The following is a 20744-nucleotide window of genomic DNA, read 5'->3' on the forward strand; positions in this document are numbered from 1 at the left end:
GCCTCCTCTATCGGCTATTAATTGATGAACTCGACATATTGCAGCAAGCGCTTCAGCATAACGGCGGCTTGCGCTCTTGTCGCTTGCTTCCGCGCCTCAAAGCGATTATCTGCCATTCCGTTCATTACGCCTGCATGCATGGCTTCTGCAACTGCTTCCCTAGCCCACACACTGATCGCATCCGCATCGCTGAATGTCATGAACAGCTCATTCTGACGCTTATCATGGACAGATGCGGACTTGCCGGCAGCCTTCAGCGCGCGAACGGCCATAACCGCCAGCTGCTCCCTCGTAATCTGCTCGTTCGGGCGGAACGTTCCATCCTCGTAGCCTGTAATCAGTCCTGCGTCCACCGCAGCCGCTACTGTCCCGGCATGCCAGTCATCCGGCCGCACATCGCGGAAAGTTGAGGCCGTCGCAGATCGCTCCGCAAGACCAAGCGCCCTTACGAGCAGCGTCGCGAACTGTGCGCGGGTAATTGGGGCGTCTGGCTCATAAGCGGTAGTCGTCATGCCATGCACGATCAGCTTTGAAGCTAATTGCTCGATATCGGCCCGTGCCCAATGAGCGCCTATATCAGAGAAGCTCTTGTCCCCATGCACGACCAAATAGATACTGTTTCCGGGACGTTTAATTACTGCTTGCCGCTTGCCGTCAATCATCTCGAATAAGGTAGGGGCAAAGCTCAGATTCTTTGTCACCGGATCGTACAGCACGCCCGTGCTGCGATTAGAATCGACTTCAGCCGGAACATGAATCATCCGTTCCACATAGACGCCGTTATAATCAGTTATCGCCCTTTCACCTGTTGGTGAGGTTATAACAAGCTTGAAGCCAAAAGCTCCGGTAAGCGGTTTCAATTCTTGAGCCAACAAAGCTTTCTCGATATCGCCGTTGCCGCCGTTTCCGCTGCTTCCCCCGCTCATCTGTTCCAGCGTAATCTCAACATTGATGTCCGCTGCATTAACGTCTGTATTCCAATCTTTAACCCATGCTTGCAAATCCAGCCGTTCGATTGGCAAATGATAGCTTGCGGATAAAGTTTGGATAACTACGATTGCATCAGACGTCTTCTTCGCCCCTTCGATAAGCGCATGAACAGGCATGCTAACGACTACAGCGGGCAAGGTGTTTTCCACTATAATGCGCATAATGCTTCCTGCGCCGTTGCCTGAAGCATTCTCTTCCTGGTTCCGCAGGGTCGCGAATCCGTGCGCAAGCATATCTGTGTCCATGTTCAGCCTATGGGCGGGCTTGCCTTCCCCTGTCATTCCATTTTGCAATTCGTTTGCATTTGCTTTATACTGCACGCCGGCTCTCGCCCCTTCGCCGAACGAATGCCATTTCGCATCCGCCGGCACCATTCCTCCGGCAGGCGGTGAAGTCGACCCGGGTTGTCCAGAACTCATGCGGAAGGTCGTTTCCACTGGCTCTTCTATCCCTGTCCCTCCAACACGAACCTGATAAACGCCATTTATAACGGAATTTAAAGTAAACACAAACTGGTAATGCCCGTCTTCCCCGCTAGTCATTTGATTCAAATACTCGGCCTCTCCGCGCGGATTTGTAACGATAACTGTCACTTCGCGGCCTTCGCCAGAAGCAATACTCCCTTTTATCGTTATGGTGCGATCCGCCACACTGGCTGCTGCCGTAATTCCCGCTTCAGCTTTCGCATCGCTAATTCCGCCTGGCAACAATCCGCTGGCCACGAGTATTAAACAAAGCGATAACTTTACCCAAAATCTTATGCGATAAGTAGCAATAAGCCTTGATTGCTTGGCCATTCCAGCACCTCCTGTTTTTCATTGGCCGTGGGCCTCTTAGTCTGTTGAACTCCCGCTGCCGCTTTTTATCAAAAGCCATTGCCTAAAGATTTAATTCAACTTGGCCACCTCCTATTGAAACCGCTTTCTATTTTTGGTGCAAAAATAATAATGAAATTGTTCCACCTCGTATACTATTGGAATATCCAGCAAAACAGTGAGGAGATTTATTATGTCAGGTTGTCATTTTTTTATGTGATCGCCAAGAATGCTTCATTCCCAAGTAGAAACGCTGAGCGACCTTGGCTAAGGAGGTGCCGTTTCTCGGTGAAATATAGGAGCAAGTATAAGTTGAAAACATATACTTTCCTATATTTTGAGGTTAAGCGGCTCTGCGACCTGTGAAAATTACAAGTTTATTATGAAATAAAAAAAAAGCGGGCAGGGATCCAAACCCTGCACCGCCATTAATATACTCGACTATCAGCTGCAAGCTATAGTCTATTTAACAAACTTCAGCTCGCCAAACTTGCTCGGAACATGATAATTTACTGCTCCTGTCGGAGACCAGGCCCAAAAATGAAACTTTCCGCTCTGATCCCCATCGATCCGATATGCATTCCATTTCCACACTGTCCCTTCATCAGGCACAGCTTCCAAGTCAGCAAACGGAAAATGAAGCTCATAACGATATTGTCCCTCAGACAGCTTATCTACCGATGTAAGCATGCCATGTGCGTCCCAGGCAATATCAACTGTTTTATAATCGGATGTATCGTCTGTGCCCGTTGAATGACGCTCCCCCTGAGCGCGCGCCATATCTGTTATTTCGATTTTGGCATCGAAAATCACATTGCGAGGGCTGACTTCAAATTCAAAATACTTGTAGCCTGTACCAGTCGTGTCGATAAACACCTCGACAACGTCTTCATTGTATATCGGATCATCTCTATTAATCATGGTGGCAATTATATGATCGTCCTCACAATCAAAGCGGACATGTAGTCCTTCCTGCGACCAGCACGCCCGGACGCTTGTATGCAGACGAGGCTTATCGCCTGTTACTACATCCAGCAGCGTTATGTCAGGCAATAGATTCCAATCTGCTTCTACTATATTTTCTACATACTTGCATTCATATTGCATGTCCATTCCCTCTCCTCGACAGCATAATGCGATTCTCTACCTATCATAGCAGAAGGAAAGAATAGCCGCATATAATATTCAATAGCAATCGTGTCGATTAATTGCAGATAAGGCAGCAAGCTAACAAAGAATCATCTATTATTCACTGTGCTTTATATACTCATATCTTAAAAGGATCATTAAGCTCCTTCAGCTTCTTGAGAATCTCCTGCTCGAGCAGCTCGGCTATTTCATGCTCTGACGCATGCTCCAGCTGCAGCGGGTTTAACTGATAAGGGTCCTCCTGCAAATCATAAAGCAGCCTCCGAGTTTTACAATCGGGAGCATACCCATTGTCTATAATGTAGGAATAGCGTTTAAAACGAATGCCTCTCCAGCCATAAGCCAGATGGTTGAGGCCCGCTTCTTCAAATTCCTTTATCGCAACAATCCGGCCTGGATACGCACTTATAAAAGCAGCTCTTTCCTCAGTGCTTTCGCCTATACTTTCAGCACGCGATGAGTTCAGCAGCAATGGCGCTGCCGAGCTTCCTTGTACAGTGCCCGGAATCGACAATCCAGCCAAATCCAACAATGTCGGCATAATATCTACGGTGTTCAAAACTTCTTCGCATACATGCGCACGCAGCCGCTCCGGCCATCTGATCATAAAAGGCACACCGATCGATTCTTCATGCCAGGAATGCTTGGCGAACATGCCATGAGAACCGAGCAATTCGCCGTGATCGGAAGTAAGCACGACAATCGTATGCTCCGCAATGCCCCAGTTATTCAACGACTCCAGCAATCTGCCAAACTGCTCGTCAATGCCGGAAATTGCCGCGAAATAGTCTTTGGCGGATCGTTCCCACTGTTCTTCGCCGCCTGGAATCGTCTCGCCAGTGTGCACTAAGAAAGGATCTGCAATCTGCACATTAGCGCGCTTCTCTATTGTTTTATCCTTGTACAGCTCTTTATATTTTTCTGGTACTAATTCAAAAGGGCTGTGCGGCGGGTTCCAGGAAAGAAACAGCGCAAAAGGCTTGTCCTGCTGGCGCTTCTCTTCCATAAAAGCAAGCGCCACATCTGTCTCATGCGCGACAGACCATTCATTGATTTGAATTTGCTCCGGGCTGTCCTTCCAATAATGCGGTGTCAAATGTTCATCGAATGTGCCGTAAGAATACCAATAATCAAAGCCCATGCGCTTAGGCCCCGGCGGCGTATAGGCATCCCATTCCTTGGCTCCCGAAGCTGGATTCGGCTCTACATTTTGCTCCGGCAAATCCAAATGCCATTTTCCAATATAACCAGTCTCATAACCGCCCGCCTTCAGCGCATCGCCTATTCCTGTTTCCTCTGGCGACAGCATGACCGATAGGCCGTTTTTGCAATTGGTATATACTCCAGTAGATAGAGCATATTTGCCCGTCATTAAAGATGACCGATGCGGCGAACATAGAGGCGTACAGCTGACTGCTTGGGTGAAGACGGCGCTCTCTTGTGCAAACCGGTCCATATGAGGCGTTATGACTTCATCCTGCTCCATAAATCCGACTGCCTGCCTGCGCCACTGATCTGCAAATACATATATAATATTAGGTTGTTTCAATTTAATCTTCCTCCTGCCAGGCTCTTATTGGGGTAAAGGTGCCTAGAACCATAATTTGCTCAAACATAGAGTGGCGAAGCTTCATAATAAGGATTAATCCTGCGAAATGAGCTTGTTGAAAAGTATAAGATGAAAGTTGGACAAATGCTCGTAGAAGCTAAGTACATTTTGTGCATCTAGATTTTTCTTTTTTATCGAATAAACGATTCTAAATGGATTTCATGCATCTAGTTTTATCAAATTACCCTATTTTTTGAGAATTGCGTCAAACTAAATGCGGTTTTTCCCCTTAGAATTACAAAAAAGCCAAATTCTTTAAAACTAAACACAGGAAATACAGTTAGTTTTAGTGCGTGAGTGCTTGTTCCACATATGTTAGTTTTAGTGCGTGAGAGCTTGTTCCACATATGTTAGCTTTAGTGCGTGAGAGCTTATCCCGCATAAGTTAGCTTAGCGTGTGAGTACTCGTTCAGCTGTGAAACGCAGCTCTGATGAGTATTTGCTCACAGATAGCGTCTCCCAGATTCGTGACAAAATAATCAGTTTTCAAACAGGCAAAGGCAGCTTGCGCCGCCTTTGCCTGTTCCCTAGCCTTTCACGCCAGAACCAACGATACCTTTTACAAAATAGTCCTGAGCCAGCACATATACAATTATTGTAGGAACGATCGATGACACTGCTGCTGCCATAAGCAGCGAATACTCTGTATTGTACTGTCCGATAAAATGCTGCATACCGAGCTGCAAGGTATACAAGTTATCCGAAGTCAAATAAATAAGCGGTCCCAAAAAGTCATTCCACGTATGCATAAAGGAGAAGATGACCAATGTAGCGATCGCCGGCTTCGTCAGCGGCAGCACGATTCTTAAATAAATGCCGAACTCGTTGAGCCCGTCGATTCTAGCCGCCTCCAGCAGCTCGTCAGGAATCGAAGAGAAAAACTGGCGGAACAAAAATACGCCGAACGGGCTGACCGCGCCGAGCAAAATCAACGCCCAATGCGAATCGATCAAGTTGAATTGCTTCATTAGAACGAATTGCGGAATCATCATCACCTGATAAGGAATCATCATCGTTGCCAGGTAGACGAAAAACAATCCGTCGCGCTCGGGAAATTTTACTTTTGAAAAAGCGTATCCCGCCATGGAACAGGTAACCAGCAAAATTGCTATTGTAATGACAACGATTTTTATCGTATTCAGATAGTACAGATGAAATGGAATTTGCGTCCATACATCTACATAGTTGCTCCAATAAAACTTTTCCGGTATCCACTTAATTGGAAATCCGAATATTTCATGCTCTGCTTTTAGCGATGATGACACCATCCATACAAAAGGGAGCACCATAAATGCCGAAGTAATGGTAAGAATAATATACAGCAACGATTGTTTAATCGTTTGCGACCGCTTCATTGATTGTTTAGATGAACGGTTCTCTCCCGTTTGCTTTGCAATGCTAGCTTCCATCTGTTCTGCTCCTTCCTATAAAGCCTAGTAATTAACCCATTTGTTCTGACCTTTAAACTGCAAATACGTGAAGACAAGGATGAGCATAAACAGTACATACGCCATAGCCGAAGCATAACCGAAGCTGAACTGTTTAAAGGCTACATTGTATATGGTGTATACAAGCACCTGCGTGGATCTGCCAGGTCCTCCTTGCGTCAGAACAAAGATAAAGTCAAATACTTTAAAGGAGTTAATGACCCCCATAATGACCGTGAAGAAAATGATAGGGGAAAGCATCGGCAATGTAATCCGGAAAAACTTTGCAACCGCTCCTGCGCCGTCAAGCTCCGCAGCTTCATATAAATGATCAGGAATGCCTTGCAGCCCTGCTAAATACAAAACCATGTAGTAGCCGATCGAATGCCATATATAGACGATAGCTACCGATACTAATGCCCAAGCGGATGCGGAGAACCAGCCTGGCGGCTGATCAATGCCGATATTCCTCAAAATATTGTTTACCGGCCCCATACTCGGGTTCAAGATGAGCTGCCATACTACGGCAACTGCAATTGTTGCTGTTACATACGGAAGAAATACTGCTGTACGGAATAATTTAATAAACTTAATACCCGCGTTGAGCCAAACCGATACGATAAGCGCTAAAAATAAAGTAATCGGAACAGAAATAATGGTGAAAATAATACTGTTAATAAAAGAGATTTTGAAGTTATCATCTTCAAATAATTTAATATAATTGCTTAGGCCTACAAACTTAAGCGGCCCAAAACCATTCCATTCTGTAAAGCTCATAAAAAATGAAGCCAATACAGGTAAAAATACAAACAAAGCAAATCCTATAATATTCGGCAACAAAAATGTATAGCCGGTTATTCTATTTCTTCTTGTCATCGAGCTTTTTTTACGCATCCCGCACACTCCTTAACCAAAGGGCAAGCCTGCACCATTCCGCTTCTTAGCTGTCATAAACAGCAGGCTTGCCTATGGATATCCGCTATTTCACTAATCTAGAGTCAATTTCATAATCTAATTGGCATTGCTGCATTATAAAAAATGACTCCTATGGGACGATTATTTTGAACCGATTTTGAACTGATCCGCATAAATGCTGCCCCACTCTTTTTCAACACGCTCAGCAATTTTGGCAATCGCTTCATCCGGTGTTTGCTCTCCAACAAACACAAGCTCGCCTTCTTGCTTGAATATGCCGTTAACGACAATGTTTTTCACGCCTGGAAGCATTGGATACTCTGGAACTGCCTTTGCGTCATTAAAGTAATTGATATGCTCTGGCTTTTGCGATTTGTCTCCCGCATAAGCCGCTCTTACCGCGTCATTCGTGAAGCCTGTCAAATAACCAAGACCTGCGAAAATTTCCGCGCCTTTGCTGCCTGTCATAAACTCAATCACTTTAAACGCTTCTTCCTTGTGCTTAGAATTTTTGTTAATCATCAAAGCTACTGGAAGCTCCAGGCTTGTATTTTTCTCTACGCCTTCTGGATGCGGAATAGGCACTACATCCCAGTCAAAGCTGATTTTGCCTTCTTTTTCTGCCGTTCTAAGCTGCGCCACATGCCAGTCGCCCATCAAGTTCATTGCGATGTTGCCTTTTTGGAAAGCCGCATTGTAATGCGCGCCGGAAGCGATTTGCTCAGACCATTTCATGATTGAACCGTCAGCTTCCATATCCAATCTGAACTGAAGCGCTTTCTTGAACGGCTCCATATCTTTGTCAATAATCGTTGCGCCAGCTTGTACAGCCTGCATATACCATGTTTGAGCCCAAGTGTGAAGGAAAGCACCATAAATTTTGTCTTGTCCAGAGCCCTTCGTCATTTGCTTCGCTACCTCGCGGAACTGGTCCCATGTCATATCATCGCTTGGATACGGCACTTGGAATTGATCAAACAAATCTTTGTTGTAATACAGCATCCAGTTCGATTTGCGGTAAGGCAAGCCATAGGAGTTGCCGTTGATCTTCATACCCTCGAACATTTCACCGTAACCAGAAACATCCACATTGTTATTTTTGATATAATCATCAAGCGGTTCGATAATGCCAGTGTCAATCATGGAGTCAAGCACTCCGCCGAACAAGTCGTACTCTACGCCACCGGACAATTGAATGCGAAGTTTTTCGTAATACTGATTCGCCGGGAATGTAATGAACTTAACTTTAATATTCGGATTTTCTTTCTCAAACTCTTTGTAAGCCGTTTCAAAAGCAGCAAGATCGTCAGGCAGCACCGGCACTGTAAAATTCACCGTCTTGGAGCCGCTGTTATTTGGCGTATTGCCTGCACCATTTTGTTCTGTATTCGCAGGCTTTGTATTCTCTGGAGCTTTCCCCCCGCCGGAGCACGCCGCCAATAAACCAATAATCAGCGTCAGAGATAATAGTAATAACCAGCTTTTTTTCATTTTGCAATCCCCTCTCAGACATGTTATACTTCGTTACAATTTATATTGTAAACGCATTCTTTAGTAATCCATAAGTTGAATCTTTTATACCCCCTTTTGACGAAAGGCGTGCGAAAATGACTTATTTATCCATTGTTTTACTGCTGTTCACCGTTGTGTTAACCTACAAAAAACTGGCCAGTCTGTCCACGTATTTTCTGTATGGCATTATTATAGGGTGGATGCTATCCTTCTTTTCTTATATTTTTTATATAAGCAAATTCAATGTGTATTACGATAAGGTCAGCAAGTTTTATGATTTCAGCCCTGGCTCCTGGAATCGGCTTGTATTGGAAAATTTCGATCCTAACCTGCTGATCCGCCTATTTAACATAGGCATTATTTTATTCGGCTATTCCTTTCTGCTCTTTTCGATTTCGTATACGTTGGGGCATCGCAAGCTAAAAAATTTATACTTGTATATCCCGATCGTATTCTTAATGATCATACAAATTATTTATTACGACCCTTCGTTCAACATGGCTTTGCAGGATCATTTTTACAGTCAGAGCTTTAACCAGGGATTGCTGTTTAATCGATACAGAGATGTTATTTATATCGTTACGTTGTGGTTAAAAAATGCCGCTATCTTCACTTCATTTGTATTACTGGGGCTTCATTTTATTAAAAATTATCGCGTTCATTTTTTACACAGATACACGTTATATCATATTGTTTGCCTGTTTCCAGTTGCGGTTATTCATATTATCATGTTTTCATGGGCGCCAAAAATATTAGTAAAACCGACTTATCTTAAAGAATTTCCCAACTATTTGAAACCGCAAATAAGTAATATTATTTATGAAATGAATTGGTTTCCGATTATTTCTATTATTGCGCTTGGCAGCATGATTTTTACATTTTCTCGCTATACCTCTATGGAGAAGCTTGATAAATTTATCAACGCAGATATTAATAAAAAAATTAAAACAGCTTCGCTAGGTGTGAAAGCCTTTACGCATTCTATAAAAAACCATATGCTGGCCATTCGTTCAGAGGCTGAATTTTTAAAGGAACGGTTCGCTTCCGATCCCGAAGCGCAGTACAGCTTGTCGCTTATTTTGAAATCCTGTGCTGATTCTTATCAAACGATTAATGATGCTTCCAACAAATTGAACAGCATCTCGCTGTCGTTTAAGGCGATCAAGCTTCATGTGCCTATTGAAAAAGCCATTGCGAAGCTATCGACAGAACAAGCACAAATACCAATTACAGTAAAAAGGGAATCTATGGGCAGAAAAGCGTTTATCGATGAAAACCATATGTGCGAGGTATACTACAATATCATTATTAACGCGATTGAAGCGCTGCAAGGCCAAGAGGATGCCGCAATTGTCATTACGATAGAGGATCAAGAGGATTGGGGCTTTGTATCGATACAGGATAACGGCCCCGGCATTGCTCGAGAACATCTGACAGATGTTTTTTCACCTTTCTTTTCAACCAAATCATCCGCCCGGAATTGGGGTGTCGGCTTGTCTTACTGCCATAAAATCGTAACTGCACACAATGGAAAAATGGAAGTGGACAGCCAGCTGAAAAAAGGAACCGTATTCAAAATATTACTGCCTCTTATTTAACGTGTCGCTTCATTATAGACAATTTTGAAAGCGGCAGAAAAGAAAACGAAGAGCCAGATTGGAACTGGAGAAGCGGCAGCGTCCGCCTTTGTCGGACAATTTAAACCTTTATTGGTTTAATCGAATTAAAAAATTGTCGGACAACAGCGGTCGGAAGTCCAACCTGGATCGTAGTGGTCCTTCTTTTCTTCCGCTTATGGTCTATTCACAATGAATCGATACTCTCCCCAGGTGAAATTGTGTAACTATTATGATGAAAGAGGGTGGCGTGATGTCTACGATAAAGATTGTTATAGCAGATGATATGGAAGCTCACCGCCGCAGGCTGGAACGCATTATTCATACACAAGCAGATTTTGAAATTATGGGCTCTTTGCATACCGGTGCAAGCACCGTTCAGTGCGCGCTGCAGAGCAAACCGGATATTATATTGATGGATATCGAGATGGAGACGCAATTCGCAGGCATTGAAGCCGCCAAAGAAATTCACGAAAAGCTGCCTAATACAAAAATTATCGTGCTTACCGTACATGAGGACGATAATATTGTTTTTGCTGCTTTTCAAACCGGAATCGTCGATTATATTATAAAATCCGCAACACAAGAGGAAATTGTTGACGGGATTCGCTCCGCGTACCAGGATGATTCCCCGATTCGCCCTATTATTGCAAAAAAGCTGCGCAATGAGCTGGTGCGGGTAAAGAACATGGAATCGAAGCTGATGTCGACCTTGAATATTATTTCAACTTTAACGCCGAGCGAGCTGGAAATATTAAAGCTGCTTTGCCAAGGCTGCAGCAGGCAAAAAATAGCTGATATGCGCTCCGTAGAAATGGAAACGATAAAAAAACAAATTAACGGCATTCTGAAAAAATTCAATATGCAGCGCACGAAGGATGTCGTCAAGTTAGTTAACGAGCTTAAAATATTCGATGCTGCCAGCACCTTGTAATCAAGGAGTTGAGCCAAAATGAAACGGCTATCGCCGTCCTTATGGGGACAGCGCGTTTCATTTCAGGGTCTTTCTTCAAGGAAGTACAGTTTCTTCGCGGACTGATTTCAGTAAGATTTCTCCCCGTTATGTCCAAAGTGTGTAACGGTTGCTGCAGCCGCTAAAGAGCTGATTTTATACAGATTTTATTTTTAACGGTTGTAGTAGCGGCTATTTCGGCATTTTGGCGTATTTTTAGCAGATATTGACGAAATAGCGGCAATGGCAACCGTTAGATTGTAATACACCTTATTTTTGAACGAATAAGCTCTGCGGCAACCGTTAGATCTAATATTCACATGAGGGTATGACAAATACAAATCACTTTAAGAGTCGACAGTGGCAGCGCCCGCCTTTGTGGACCTATGCATAATGGAGCGGCAGCGTCCGACATTGTGACGGTTTTAGGCGAACATGCAGATCTAAAAGGAAAATCAGGCCGTTGAAAAACGCTAATGGAACTGAGACACGCTATTGTACGGAAATCAGCTTATTCTAAATTCTAAAGGAACTGAGAAACCTTATTTACTCAAAATACTACCTAAACGGGGAAAGGATCCCCCATAGCGCACCACAGTTCCGTTACAGTTTTAAACCACCTTTTTATTGCTAAATAGAGCCTCTCAGTTCCGTTACAATTCTAAAATTGATGGCATTATGACTTTTTTCTAGCTAAAGGACGTCCGTGTCCGTTAAGATTCTGCATTTTAAGCAGCACCTGTGCCAATTCTTATTTTGTACGATCGTCCTTAATCGAGGACGTTAAAAAAAAGCCCATTGTACAAATCCGAATATCGGATTAGCACAACGGGCTTTTTAATTACAACAATTTATAAGTTCTTCTATAAACTTGTTCTTACATTTCTCGAAGAAACCGTACGTCCTTGAAAGACTGTGTCGTTCTTTCTTGATATGACTAACAATTAACTATATAAACTTTAGCATTTGCATCATTCGTTCAAGGATGATTGCCATTTGCGCCCGGGTCAGCTCAGCTTGAGGCATGAACTGGTCTGCTTTTACGCCGTTTATAATGCCTGCTTGAACAAGCAATTCGGCTGAAGACCTGGCCCATGGCTGTATGTCGCTCGCATCCGCAAAGTCAGAAATGCTTTTCTTGGCGTCTGAATGGTCCGCCTCATAGCCTGCAAGCTGCAGTGCGCGGACAATCATTACCGTCATTTCTTCACGCGATACAGAAGCATGAGGACGGAAGCTGTTGTCCTGGTAGCCAGTAATCAATCCGCTTTCTACTGCAATATTAAGAGCTTCCGCAAACCACTCTTCGCCGTTCACATCACTGAATGCCGCCTTTTCAGACGAAGGTGCGTATAAGCCCAGCGCTCTTACAAGAATAACGGACAGCTGCGCCCGGCTTAAAGATTGCTCGGGAGCAAAGGAAGCGGCGGACATTCCCTTCAGCAATTGTTTGGATGCAAGCAAAGCTATCGCTTCCTCTGCCCAATGCCCCTTTATATCTGAGAATGAAGCGGCTGCAGAAGGCAACTGCACAATGGCAAACAGACCTGTGTTGACACTTTTAATAATCGCTTTTTTCACGCCGTTTACGATCTCAAAGCTGGCAGGAACAAATACAAATTCCCCGCTTGCTTCATTCCACTGAACAACGGACAAACGGCTGAGGTCGACCCGCTCATCGAGAGGCAGCGAGTACTCCGCATAATACCCTCTAGGCATACTGACAAGCTTCTGCTCTCCGCTTGACGGATTGCGAAGTGTAACTTCGAGCCTTGCCATTGCAGCCGCCGGGCTGCCATATTGTTGCTGTATCGCTTCCAGCCATTTCGGCGACAGTTCTTCCGCGGCTTTGCCTAATTGGACAATAACCTGCACCTGCTCTAGCGCCAGCTTTTGCGCCTTGGCAAACTGCGGCAGTTCTTGCTCCAGCAGCCAGGCCAGCCACTGTGCAGGCAGCTTTGCTTGATACTCTCCGGCTTTAACAACAGCTTTTCCTTGTTGTAAATACTTCTTGATCAAGTCTGCATTCAGTACAGCTTCGTTAACAGCCTCACCTGTGCCGTTGCCGCCGCCTGCATTTCCATCAGGAAAAATTGGCGGCTGTACAGGCGAAGCTAATGTTTTCATATCCGCAGCCAATGGCAAAGCAGACCGGTTGCCGCTTTGATCAACTGCGTATACAGCAAAGTTATAGCTCGTTGACGGCTTTAAGCTGCTTATCGTCACTTCTGATTGATTGCCGCTTACTGCTGCCGCCAAAGTATCATTTTGAAAAATGGCATAAGAACCAATACCAATATTATCTGCTGCAGCAGGCCACTGGAGCCGCACGCTGCTTGAAGTTACCTCAGAAAACGCTAGATCAGCGGATGACTCCCATTCCGGAGCCTCACTGTCAAAAGCATATACCTTTACACTGTCGATATATAGAGGAGCGTCGGCCGCACTGTATGCGGAGCCAAATAAAATTCCGTCAATTTGCGTTGCAGGTGCGTAAAATCCAAGTCCTTGCTCAACGAGCTGTCCGTCAAAGTAAATATCATAGGTTTGTTTTTCCGTATCCACATCCAGCTTTACTGTATGCCATGCGCCAATTTTCGTTTTTGCTTTTTCCGCTGTAGAGTTGGCGCTTGCCCCTGGACCGTAATAACGCAAATAATTGTTCGAGCTGGAGCTTAAGCGGATGACTGGCGCAGCCTGATTCAACAGCTGAAACTCCGGATATTTGCCGCCTCCGAGCTCTTTATACCGCCACTGCGCAATAAATCGGCCCGATTGCGGGGCAAACATCTTTTTAATTGTCGCTCTGAAAGAAGTATTCTGGTCGTCCATTAGCACGCTTTTATTTCGTTCATCCTCATCATAAACGATATAAACAGGCGCATTGTTTTTATTTTCCACAACGATCCAGTCTCCTGGTGATCCGCCAGTCTCATAGGTTTCGAACTCTTCTGCTATAAGCGGAACAGCCCCTGTAACAAATACCGTCACGTCATCAACGTACAGCCAAACATTGTCCTCTGCATAGCCCGTTTGTATTTGCATATGGTCAATTGCAGATAATGACTGTTTAAAAGCACCCTGAACGACAACTAATTCGCCGTCCAGCCACAAATCCCACCGCTGATTGGCGATATCAGCCTGCAATTTGGCCTTATGCCAGTTAGCCGGGGAAGCTTCTTTAATCAAATGACTGTTCCCCTGCCCGTCATTCCAATACAGCCGGTTATCCTTCAGCTCCAGTTCAATAGCGGTCTGATCGCCCTGCAGCCATTGGAATTTCGAGCCACTAGCACCCAGCATATCCGCAAATGTCCAGGCAACGTTTATAAAGCCTACTTGTGCCGGGAAATGGGTTGACGCAACAGCTGCACCAGCGTTATTCCTGTCAACTAAACGCAGTGCATAATCTTCGCCCCCTTCAGGCGATGCAACTGTCGCAATTGTATTGCCGGCTTGCTTGATCGTCCAGCCTTGCGGCTGATTGCCCAGCTTCTCTTGGTCAAACGAAGCATGCACATGCGCAATCGGCACTTCTTCTGCTGGCGGCTGCTTCACATTCTCCAGGGAAGGTATATCCTGCTCCGGGTCAGGCCTTTCCTTAGCCGGATCGAGGTCAAACTTCACATGAAAGCTTTTGCTTAAGGAGCTGCCCGTACTTACGTTAAACTTAATCGTCGGGTGCAGCTGTGTGACGAAAATTTGCTCATCCGCTTCGATAACAGCCGCAGCAGAGCGATCAATCTCTATTTCAATAATACCAGTATTTACAAAAGTAGGATCGGCAACAACCATTTCTAAAGTATCATCACCAGCTTCCTTCAGCATAACGGAGGCTTGCCGGTTTGACGTTACCCCAGCTACTGTTTTAACTGCATCCTTCCAAAAGTTAATACCCGTTTGATTCGTAGCGCGATCAGCCACAGCATGCGCTTCAGGAGAATTTTCTATAATCTCAATAGACGGCGAATTGGCAAATTGCTCCGTTTCAGCCGCTGTACGGTTTGGCAGCAGCACATAGCTGTACGTATCATTTACTGGATTTTTGCCATGATCGAACCAAATAGACAGATAGTTCCTTGTCCGCACATCCTTACTTGCTGAATCATTCTGGTTGATAGCGTACCAGGTGCCGCTATTTGTAGCTCGGCTTGCCTGCAATACAGGCTTATCAGGGAAATAATAGCCGATATCCGATCCGCTGACATTGCCCTGCAAATGGATCCATTCCGTTCCAGAAGTTTGGTTGCTCCAGCCCAGTGTGTCCGGCTGCAAAGTTCCGTCAATCGTTAAAGCATTATTGCCGGCTTCATTTAGTTTTCGCTGCTCTACGATCGTTTCAATTGTTCGATTATCCTTGCTTGTAATGTCCGATCCGAGCGCAACGATTTTATCTCCAAACATAAACCAGGATTTATTGGCGCTGAGCGTAGTTCCTACCTGCTGCAGGTTCATGCCTGAGATGCCGTCGGAACCCAAGACTGCGCCTCCTGCCCAATTGTTGGATGGCGTTGTCTCGCCGTCACCGTACTGATAGTGGTCATTTTTACGCGGACGAGTATCCACCGTTGTTCCCGGCAGCCTGTAGCGGTTCACCGTCGCCCAGAAGTCATCGGCAAACTGCGTTGCGTCCTTCGTATAAAGATACGTCATGCCATCTCCCGTATACCAGCCTTCTCCATTCTCTCCGTTTGTCAGCTCATAGGTTGCAATTCTGCGCGAGCTTTTGCTAATGCCGATAGCAAAATCCTCTTGAATATGAACGGTGCGATTCATAGCGCCAAATTCGTAATGGGCTGGCGTATCGGCAGCAGGGATAAGCGAAGCATCATTCATAATCGCTTCCAGCGGCTCGATAAGATCCAAACGCAAAGCTTTATACACATTCAACTGGGCATCGGTAGTCAGCACCCAGTGCTTCATCATTTGCTTGAAGTTTTTGGCATCGGCTTCCGGTGCCGCCATGGCCAGCCGTATCATTCCCGACATAATGCCAATCGTAGCCTGATGCCCGCTTAGTGCTTCTCTGGCAATAGCGCGGCCGCGAATCATATCCATCGTCTCACCGCGGTATATAACCGGCGCCACAGATTCATAAATCCAGCGATATACGTTCACAGCATTCGGATCTGTCACTTCCCAAGCCGTATCCTTAAGCAAGTAAAACAAATTGCCGATGCCCCTTATTAAAACCTCGCCATAGCTGCCGGTATATGGAATGGTCCCGTGTTGAATATACGATCCGTCCTCATAAAATCCGTCTCCTTCTGTCACGTAAACAAACAGCGGACGGAGCTGGACAAGCACATCGTCCAAACGACTCCCGTCTTTAGTTAAAATGGCGATTACAGCTTCAATCGTCATAATATCTGAACGATTAGCGCCAGTGGAATTAAATGACGGCGACATAATATCGCCAATAAAATGATCCGCTGTCCGAACATAGCGGTCAATTTCTTCCGAAGACATTTCGTCATAAAGCATGACTAATATATCCATTGCACGCAATGGAGCTCCGATATCGAAATTCCACCAGTTTCCAAATTCAGCTGTATGTTCATTGTAGGCATTTTCATAGACCCAATCCATGCCGTATTTAATAGCCTGCAGCAGTGAATAATTATGGTATAGCGAACCGCCCTGCATCGAATAGGCATAGGACATATCGCGCAGCCTTGTTAAATACGTATTGAAGTAGCTTGAGTCTGTAGTGGAAGGCAAAATATCCGGCCATAAGGCAGCCGTACTTCCATCCGTAATCATGCTGTCCCATAATTTTTGGGCACTCGTATTAGCTGCTTGAACCTGGTTGTTAATATCTTGATGGCTTGTATTTAGCAGCGGCCCGCCATCCAGCATCGATTTCCAGCGAAGACGCATTTCATCGAACTCATCTTTAGGCAATTTCGCTTCAGCTACTTCAACGGTTGTCTCGGCTTGTACTGTCTCAGATCCGTTTGTAACCGAGGCGCGAATAACAGTCGTCCCTGCTTCCAGGCCTGTTATAACGCCCGACGAATCAACTATAGCAATTGAATCATCCTCAGAAGACCATTGTACTTCGCGGTTAGTAGTGTCTGCCGGATAAAATACAGGGGTGAGCTTAACCTTGTCACCCTTCACTACTCGAATAGACATCGGCAATTCAATGCTTTCAGCAGGCGTATTTCTAGCAATAACGGTAATTGTGCTCTCTCCCGAATGTCCGCCATCCAGGCTGCTGGCCGTTATATTCACGGTTCCGGTCGTTAGGCCGTACACTGTGCCATTGCTGTCGACCGTCGCAATCTCAGGATCGCTGCTTGTCCATTCTACTGCTTTATTTGTTGCCTCCTCAGGAGTAATAACGGCTTCCAGGCTTATTGTACGATCAGTCTGTACCTCAGCCGCAGCTGGATTGACCGTTACTCCTTCAACTGGCACATAGGTATCCACTGTAATAGCAGCTGTGCCAAAAAGCTGGCTATTCTCTTTGCTGGCTGCATAAATCGTTGTACTTCCATTAGCAACGGCCGTAACCATGCCTTTCTCATCGACTGCTGCAACAGCCGGATCGTCGGAATACCAGATTAAATAAGTATTAGTAGCATCAGCAGGCAATACGGAAGCGAGCAGCTGCCTCTGATCGCCGGGAGAGAGCTGCAATGCTGTTTCGCTCAAAGCAACAGATTCAACAGCGCTATAGTCGTAAACCTTAATATCGTCTAGGGTCATCTGGCCCTGCTCCCCTGTTTTCCCGATTTGCGTGAAACGAAAATGGCGCAAATTATCCCAGTTTTCTATTAGCTGCACATTTTCAGCCAGCTGCTCTCCATTGACATACAGCTGCAGCTGCTTATTATGAAGATCCATATAAACTTGAATATGGTACCAGCTATTAGGCTCATAGCTGCCCAGCATCAGTGTTTTTTTGCCATCCGGTGCAGGATACTCGAGCTTCATGCTGCCCTGGGCATCCATAATAACAGTGACATAACCTAAAACCGCCGTATCGGGCTGCTTGGTTAAATTCGCATAAAACAATCTGCGCTCGTGTGTAATCGTATCAAATAAAAAACGGCCTTCCATAACAACGATTTGCTTTGTGCTATCTCCAGGAATGGTCAGATTGCTTTTTTGAGTATTCAAATTTTTTCCTGTCGTATTGGAAACCATTGTAAAGCTCCTGCCTGCTTTATCTGGAAACACCTGCCCAAAAGCATAATCTGTCCCTGCGACTGTATCAAAAAAACTCCAATTGCCCCCGCCTCCAGCTGCGCTTGCCGGTCCTGCCGTCGACGGCTCCAAAGAATAATTGTCAAAATCCAAATGCAAATAAGTACTCCCAGCTGCTTCAGCCGTCATACTGCTCCAATTTCCTTGCGGCAATAAAGTCAGTATAAGTAATAAAATAAGACTTAACATTGCAGATTTGCGAATCAATTATTTCACTTCCTCTCGTTATATTAAGCGCTTACATTCAACAGCTTTAAGAAGCGGCAGTCTTCAAAAAAATATTCTGCCGCTTGTATCGCTTACCAATAAGGCTTCCAGTCATGGAGCACACGCACAAGCGCCTCCATATAGTAATAGTCGCCCCATGTATTGCACTCATCTACGCCCAAGTTTTTAGGATAGCTGTATACACCATGACCCAATACACCATTCGCGTTCGGGTCATTAACGGTAGTATAATGGTCTGCAAGTGATTCCAATATAGCTAAAGCGGCTTTTTCATAAAGCGTGCGGTCATCGTCCAATACCGGCAGCTGGCGCGCCAAATCAAGCAAGCCACATACTGCGATCGCTGCAGCCGAAGTATCCCGCTGACCGTCTTGCTCAAGAAAAACCAGATCCCAATTGCATACCAAATCCTCAGGCAAATTATTTAAGAAGTAATTAGAGGCATGCTTTGCCACTTCAACAAATTGCTTGTCTCCCGTGTAACGATAGCTTAATGGCAGACCATACATAGCCCAAGCCTGTCCTCGCGACCAGCAATCCTCATCGGCATGTCCCTGACCTGTCCAGCCGCGCACAGGCTCGCCGGTGTCCGCATCAATATGGAATATTTGATAAGCAGAGCCATCCTCGCGCACCATATGAGCAATAACATTATGCATATGCCTATACGCTTTATCATAATAAGTATTGTCGCCTGTCATTTCAGCGGCCCAATATAGAAGCGGCACATTCATCGAGCAATCGACTATAAATACACCGCGCTCCTTATGCTCTGTATCTTCCAAATAACCTCGAACTTGAATAATGCCCGACTTCTCCCTAAAACGCATAGCAAGCAATTTTGCTGCGTCGAGCGCAGTCTGCTTCGCTTTTTGATCACCAGTCAGCTTATAGCCGGCAACACATGACAACGTATACAAAAAACCGATATCATGATGATTTAATATATCGCGGTCCTCCAGACGCTGTTTGAAGCTGTCCACATGGACCTTTGCTGCATCAAGATATTTGGGATCCTTCGTCAATTCATAAGCAAGCCAAATCATTCCTGTCCAGAAAGAAGAAGTCCAGTCCGAAAAGTACTTCATGCTTGCATTCCCGACTGGCTGGTAAACATTGTTTACCGTATGTGCCGAAGGGAATTGATGGGTGAATTGCTCCAAATTTTGATCGATGCGGTTCATAACAAAGTCAAGCGAAGATTGAAATTTTTCTCTGGAAAACGCTTTCTCAAAACGATGCGGTTGTTGTACTTTTTGGCATTTGTCTGGATTGACAGCCATTACAGTTCCCCCTTTATTCGCATATTTTGTAATCAACTAATAATATAATGGCAGCTTGCAGGTAATATAAGGGGTAAATCTTATACCCCCGCCAATCGTCGAGCTAGTCCATTACGACTAAAGTCGGTTGCTTCCTGCCTGGTTTGTGTTACTATAGGTAGGGTAAAAACAACTGTATCGGAGGTTTTAATGATTCAGCTGATTAAAAAAAATATTCATTTGCTTGCTGTTCTGTCGATCGCAGGACAAGGATTTATCTATATGCTCATCGGTTATCTGTTCAGTGATAAGGGCATAGGAATTAACAATTGGATTGATGATCGCATCCCCTTCCTAATCTGGTTCGTCATTCCTTACGCAATATGGATGCCTCTGCTTTATATTTCTTTTATTTATCTAGGGTTAAAGGATCGCTCGCTGTACTGGCGAACTATCATTACGTATAATGCAGCCGTCATCGTCTGCAATATCATATTTATTCTTTTCCCTACTCATATGCCGCGTCCGGAAATTTCCGGAAATGATATTTTCACAACGCTTGTACAATTTATTTACAGCAATGACGAACCTGTCAATTGCTTTCCGAGCATACATTGCTTAACCAGCTACCTGCTGCTCATTACAATGAATCGCCATAAATTGCTCAAGACCGGACTACGAATAACTTTTTCCATCGTATTTATTTCTATCATTGCTTCAACTGTCTTTATCAAACAGCATGCATGGGTTGACGTGATAGGCGGTGTCGTTCTGGCGGAAGCTGTTTACAGAATCGTGTATTACGCTGCAGGCAGACAACAAGCCTTGCATAAGAAAAATAGTGAAACAAGCGCAATGATGAATGGCTAGCCGCAAACAAACCATAATATGTACTGTTTCGTAAGCAGCTTTATTCAGCAAGATTAACGGCTTATATGGTGAAAACTTAAAAAAGCGTAAGTTCGAGGGATGCATTTATCCCGAGAACTTACGCTTTTTCCTTCGTTGCCGAACACTAGCAGACGTTTAACAGCTTTCGTCGTTAAAACTGCTC

At 45.0% G+C, this 20744-nt stretch carries 11 protein-coding genes; 3 read left to right on the plus strand and 8 right to left on the minus strand.

All coding sequences use genetic code 11. The annotated features are described in order from the left end of the window. Positions 1-17: 17 nt before the first annotated feature. The 6 genes from ACRRU2_RS26170 to ACRRU2_RS26195 form a co-directional block, all read right to left on the minus strand. Entirely contained in the window at positions 18-1787 is a 1770-nt protein-coding gene (locus ACRRU2_RS26170; RefSeq protein ID WP_432506186.1) for an S-layer homology domain-containing protein, read from the minus strand. Between the two features lie 480 nt (positions 1788-2267). After that, positions 2268-2912 (minus strand): carbohydrate-binding family 9-like protein, encoded by a 645-nt coding sequence (locus tag ACRRU2_RS26175; RefSeq protein WP_432506188.1) that lies wholly within the window; start codon positions 2910-2912, stop codon positions 2268-2270. Between the two features lie 160 nt (positions 2913-3072). Beyond that, positions 3073-4503, minus strand: coding sequence for a sulfatase family protein (locus tag ACRRU2_RS26180; RefSeq protein ID WP_432506190.1), 1431 nt, complete (start codon positions 4501-4503; stop codon positions 3073-3075). Between the two features lie 587 nt (positions 4504-5090). Further along, on the minus strand, positions 5091-5972 hold the full coding sequence (locus ACRRU2_RS26185) for a carbohydrate ABC transporter permease (RefSeq protein WP_331700773.1): 882 nt from the start codon (positions 5970-5972) through the stop codon (positions 5091-5093). 24 nt (positions 5973-5996) lie between these two features. Continuing rightward, positions 5997-6884: a carbohydrate ABC transporter permease gene (locus ACRRU2_RS26190; RefSeq protein WP_331700772.1), complete on the minus strand. Its 888-nt coding sequence runs from the start codon at positions 6882-6884 to the stop codon at positions 5997-5999. Between the two features lie 162 nt (positions 6885-7046). Then, on the minus strand, positions 7047-8396 hold the full coding sequence (locus ACRRU2_RS26195) for an ABC transporter substrate-binding protein (RefSeq protein WP_331700771.1): 1350 nt from the start codon (positions 8394-8396) through the stop codon (positions 7047-7049). A 116-nt stretch (positions 8397-8512) separates the two neighbouring features. Between ACRRU2_RS26195 and ACRRU2_RS26200 the strand changes: the two genes are divergently transcribed. Both ACRRU2_RS26200 and ACRRU2_RS26205 read left to right on the plus strand, forming a co-directional pair. Beyond that, positions 8513-10015: a sensor histidine kinase gene (locus ACRRU2_RS26200; protein WP_432506193.1), complete on the plus strand. Its 1503-nt coding sequence runs from the start codon at positions 8513-8515 to the stop codon at positions 10013-10015. A gap of 271 nt (positions 10016-10286) precedes the next feature. Further along, the gene (locus ACRRU2_RS26205) at positions 10287-10967 is read left to right on the plus strand and encodes a response regulator (protein WP_432506195.1); all 681 of its coding nucleotides are present in this window, start codon (positions 10287-10289) and stop codon (positions 10965-10967) included. A 966-nt stretch (positions 10968-11933) separates the two neighbouring features. On the opposite strand, the gene ACRRU2_RS26210 is transcribed toward ACRRU2_RS26205, so the two are convergent. Next, on the minus strand, positions 11934-18407 hold the full coding sequence (locus ACRRU2_RS26210) for a polysaccharide lyase family 8 super-sandwich domain-containing protein (RefSeq protein ID WP_432506197.1): 6474 nt from the start codon (positions 18405-18407) through the stop codon (positions 11934-11936). Between the two features lie 92 nt (positions 18408-18499). Continuing rightward, on the minus strand, positions 18500-19711 hold the full coding sequence (locus ACRRU2_RS26215; protein ID WP_432506199.1) for a glycoside hydrolase family 88 protein: 1212 nt from the start codon (positions 19709-19711) through the stop codon (positions 18500-18502). 189 nt (positions 19712-19900) lie between these two features. Here ACRRU2_RS26215 and ACRRU2_RS26220 point away from each other — a divergent pair, with 189 nt between their 5' ends. After that, the gene (locus ACRRU2_RS26220) at positions 19901-20560 is read left to right on the plus strand and encodes a phosphatase PAP2 family protein (RefSeq protein WP_432506201.1); all 660 of its coding nucleotides are present in this window, start codon (positions 19901-19903) and stop codon (positions 20558-20560) included. Positions 20561-20744 lie beyond the last annotated feature (184 nt).

Source organism: Paenibacillus sp. GXUN7292 (assembly GCF_050864975.1).
Lineage (GTDB): Bacteria > Bacillota > Bacilli > Paenibacillales > Paenibacillaceae > Pristimantibacillus.

What these genes read in the sequence shown, in the direction of transcription:
- ACRRU2_RS26170 (WP_432506186.1), bottom strand. Translation starts at nt 1,787, where the DNA reads ATGGCCAAGCAATCAAGGCTTATTGCTACTTATCGCATAAGATTTTGG.
- ACRRU2_RS26175 (WP_432506188.1), bottom strand. Translation starts at nt 2,912, where the DNA reads ATGCAATATGAATGCAAGTATGTAGAAAATATAGTAGAAGCAGATTGG.
- ACRRU2_RS26185 (WP_331700773.1), bottom strand. Translation starts at nt 5,972, where the DNA reads ATGGAAGCTAGCATTGCAAAGCAAACGGGAGAGAACCGTTCATCTAAA.
- ACRRU2_RS26190 (WP_331700772.1), bottom strand. Translation starts at nt 6,884, where the DNA reads ATGCGTAAAAAAAGCTCGATGACAAGAAGAAATAGAATAACCGGCTAT.
- ACRRU2_RS26195 (WP_331700771.1), bottom strand. Translation starts at nt 8,396, where the DNA reads ATGAAAAAAAGCTGGTTATTACTATTATCTCTGACGCTGATTATTGGT.
- ACRRU2_RS26200 (WP_432506193.1), top strand. Translation starts at nt 8,513, where the DNA reads ATGACTTATTTATCCATTGTTTTACTGCTGTTCACCGTTGTGTTAACC.
- ACRRU2_RS26205 (WP_432506195.1), top strand. Translation starts at nt 10,287, where the DNA reads ATGTCTACGATAAAGATTGTTATAGCAGATGATATGGAAGCTCACCGC.
- ACRRU2_RS26215 (WP_432506199.1), bottom strand. Translation starts at nt 19,711, where the DNA reads ATGGCTGTCAATCCAGACAAATGCCAAAAAGTACAACAACCGCATCGT.
- ACRRU2_RS26220 (WP_432506201.1), top strand. Translation starts at nt 19,901, where the DNA reads ATGATTCAGCTGATTAAAAAAAATATTCATTTGCTTGCTGTTCTGTCG.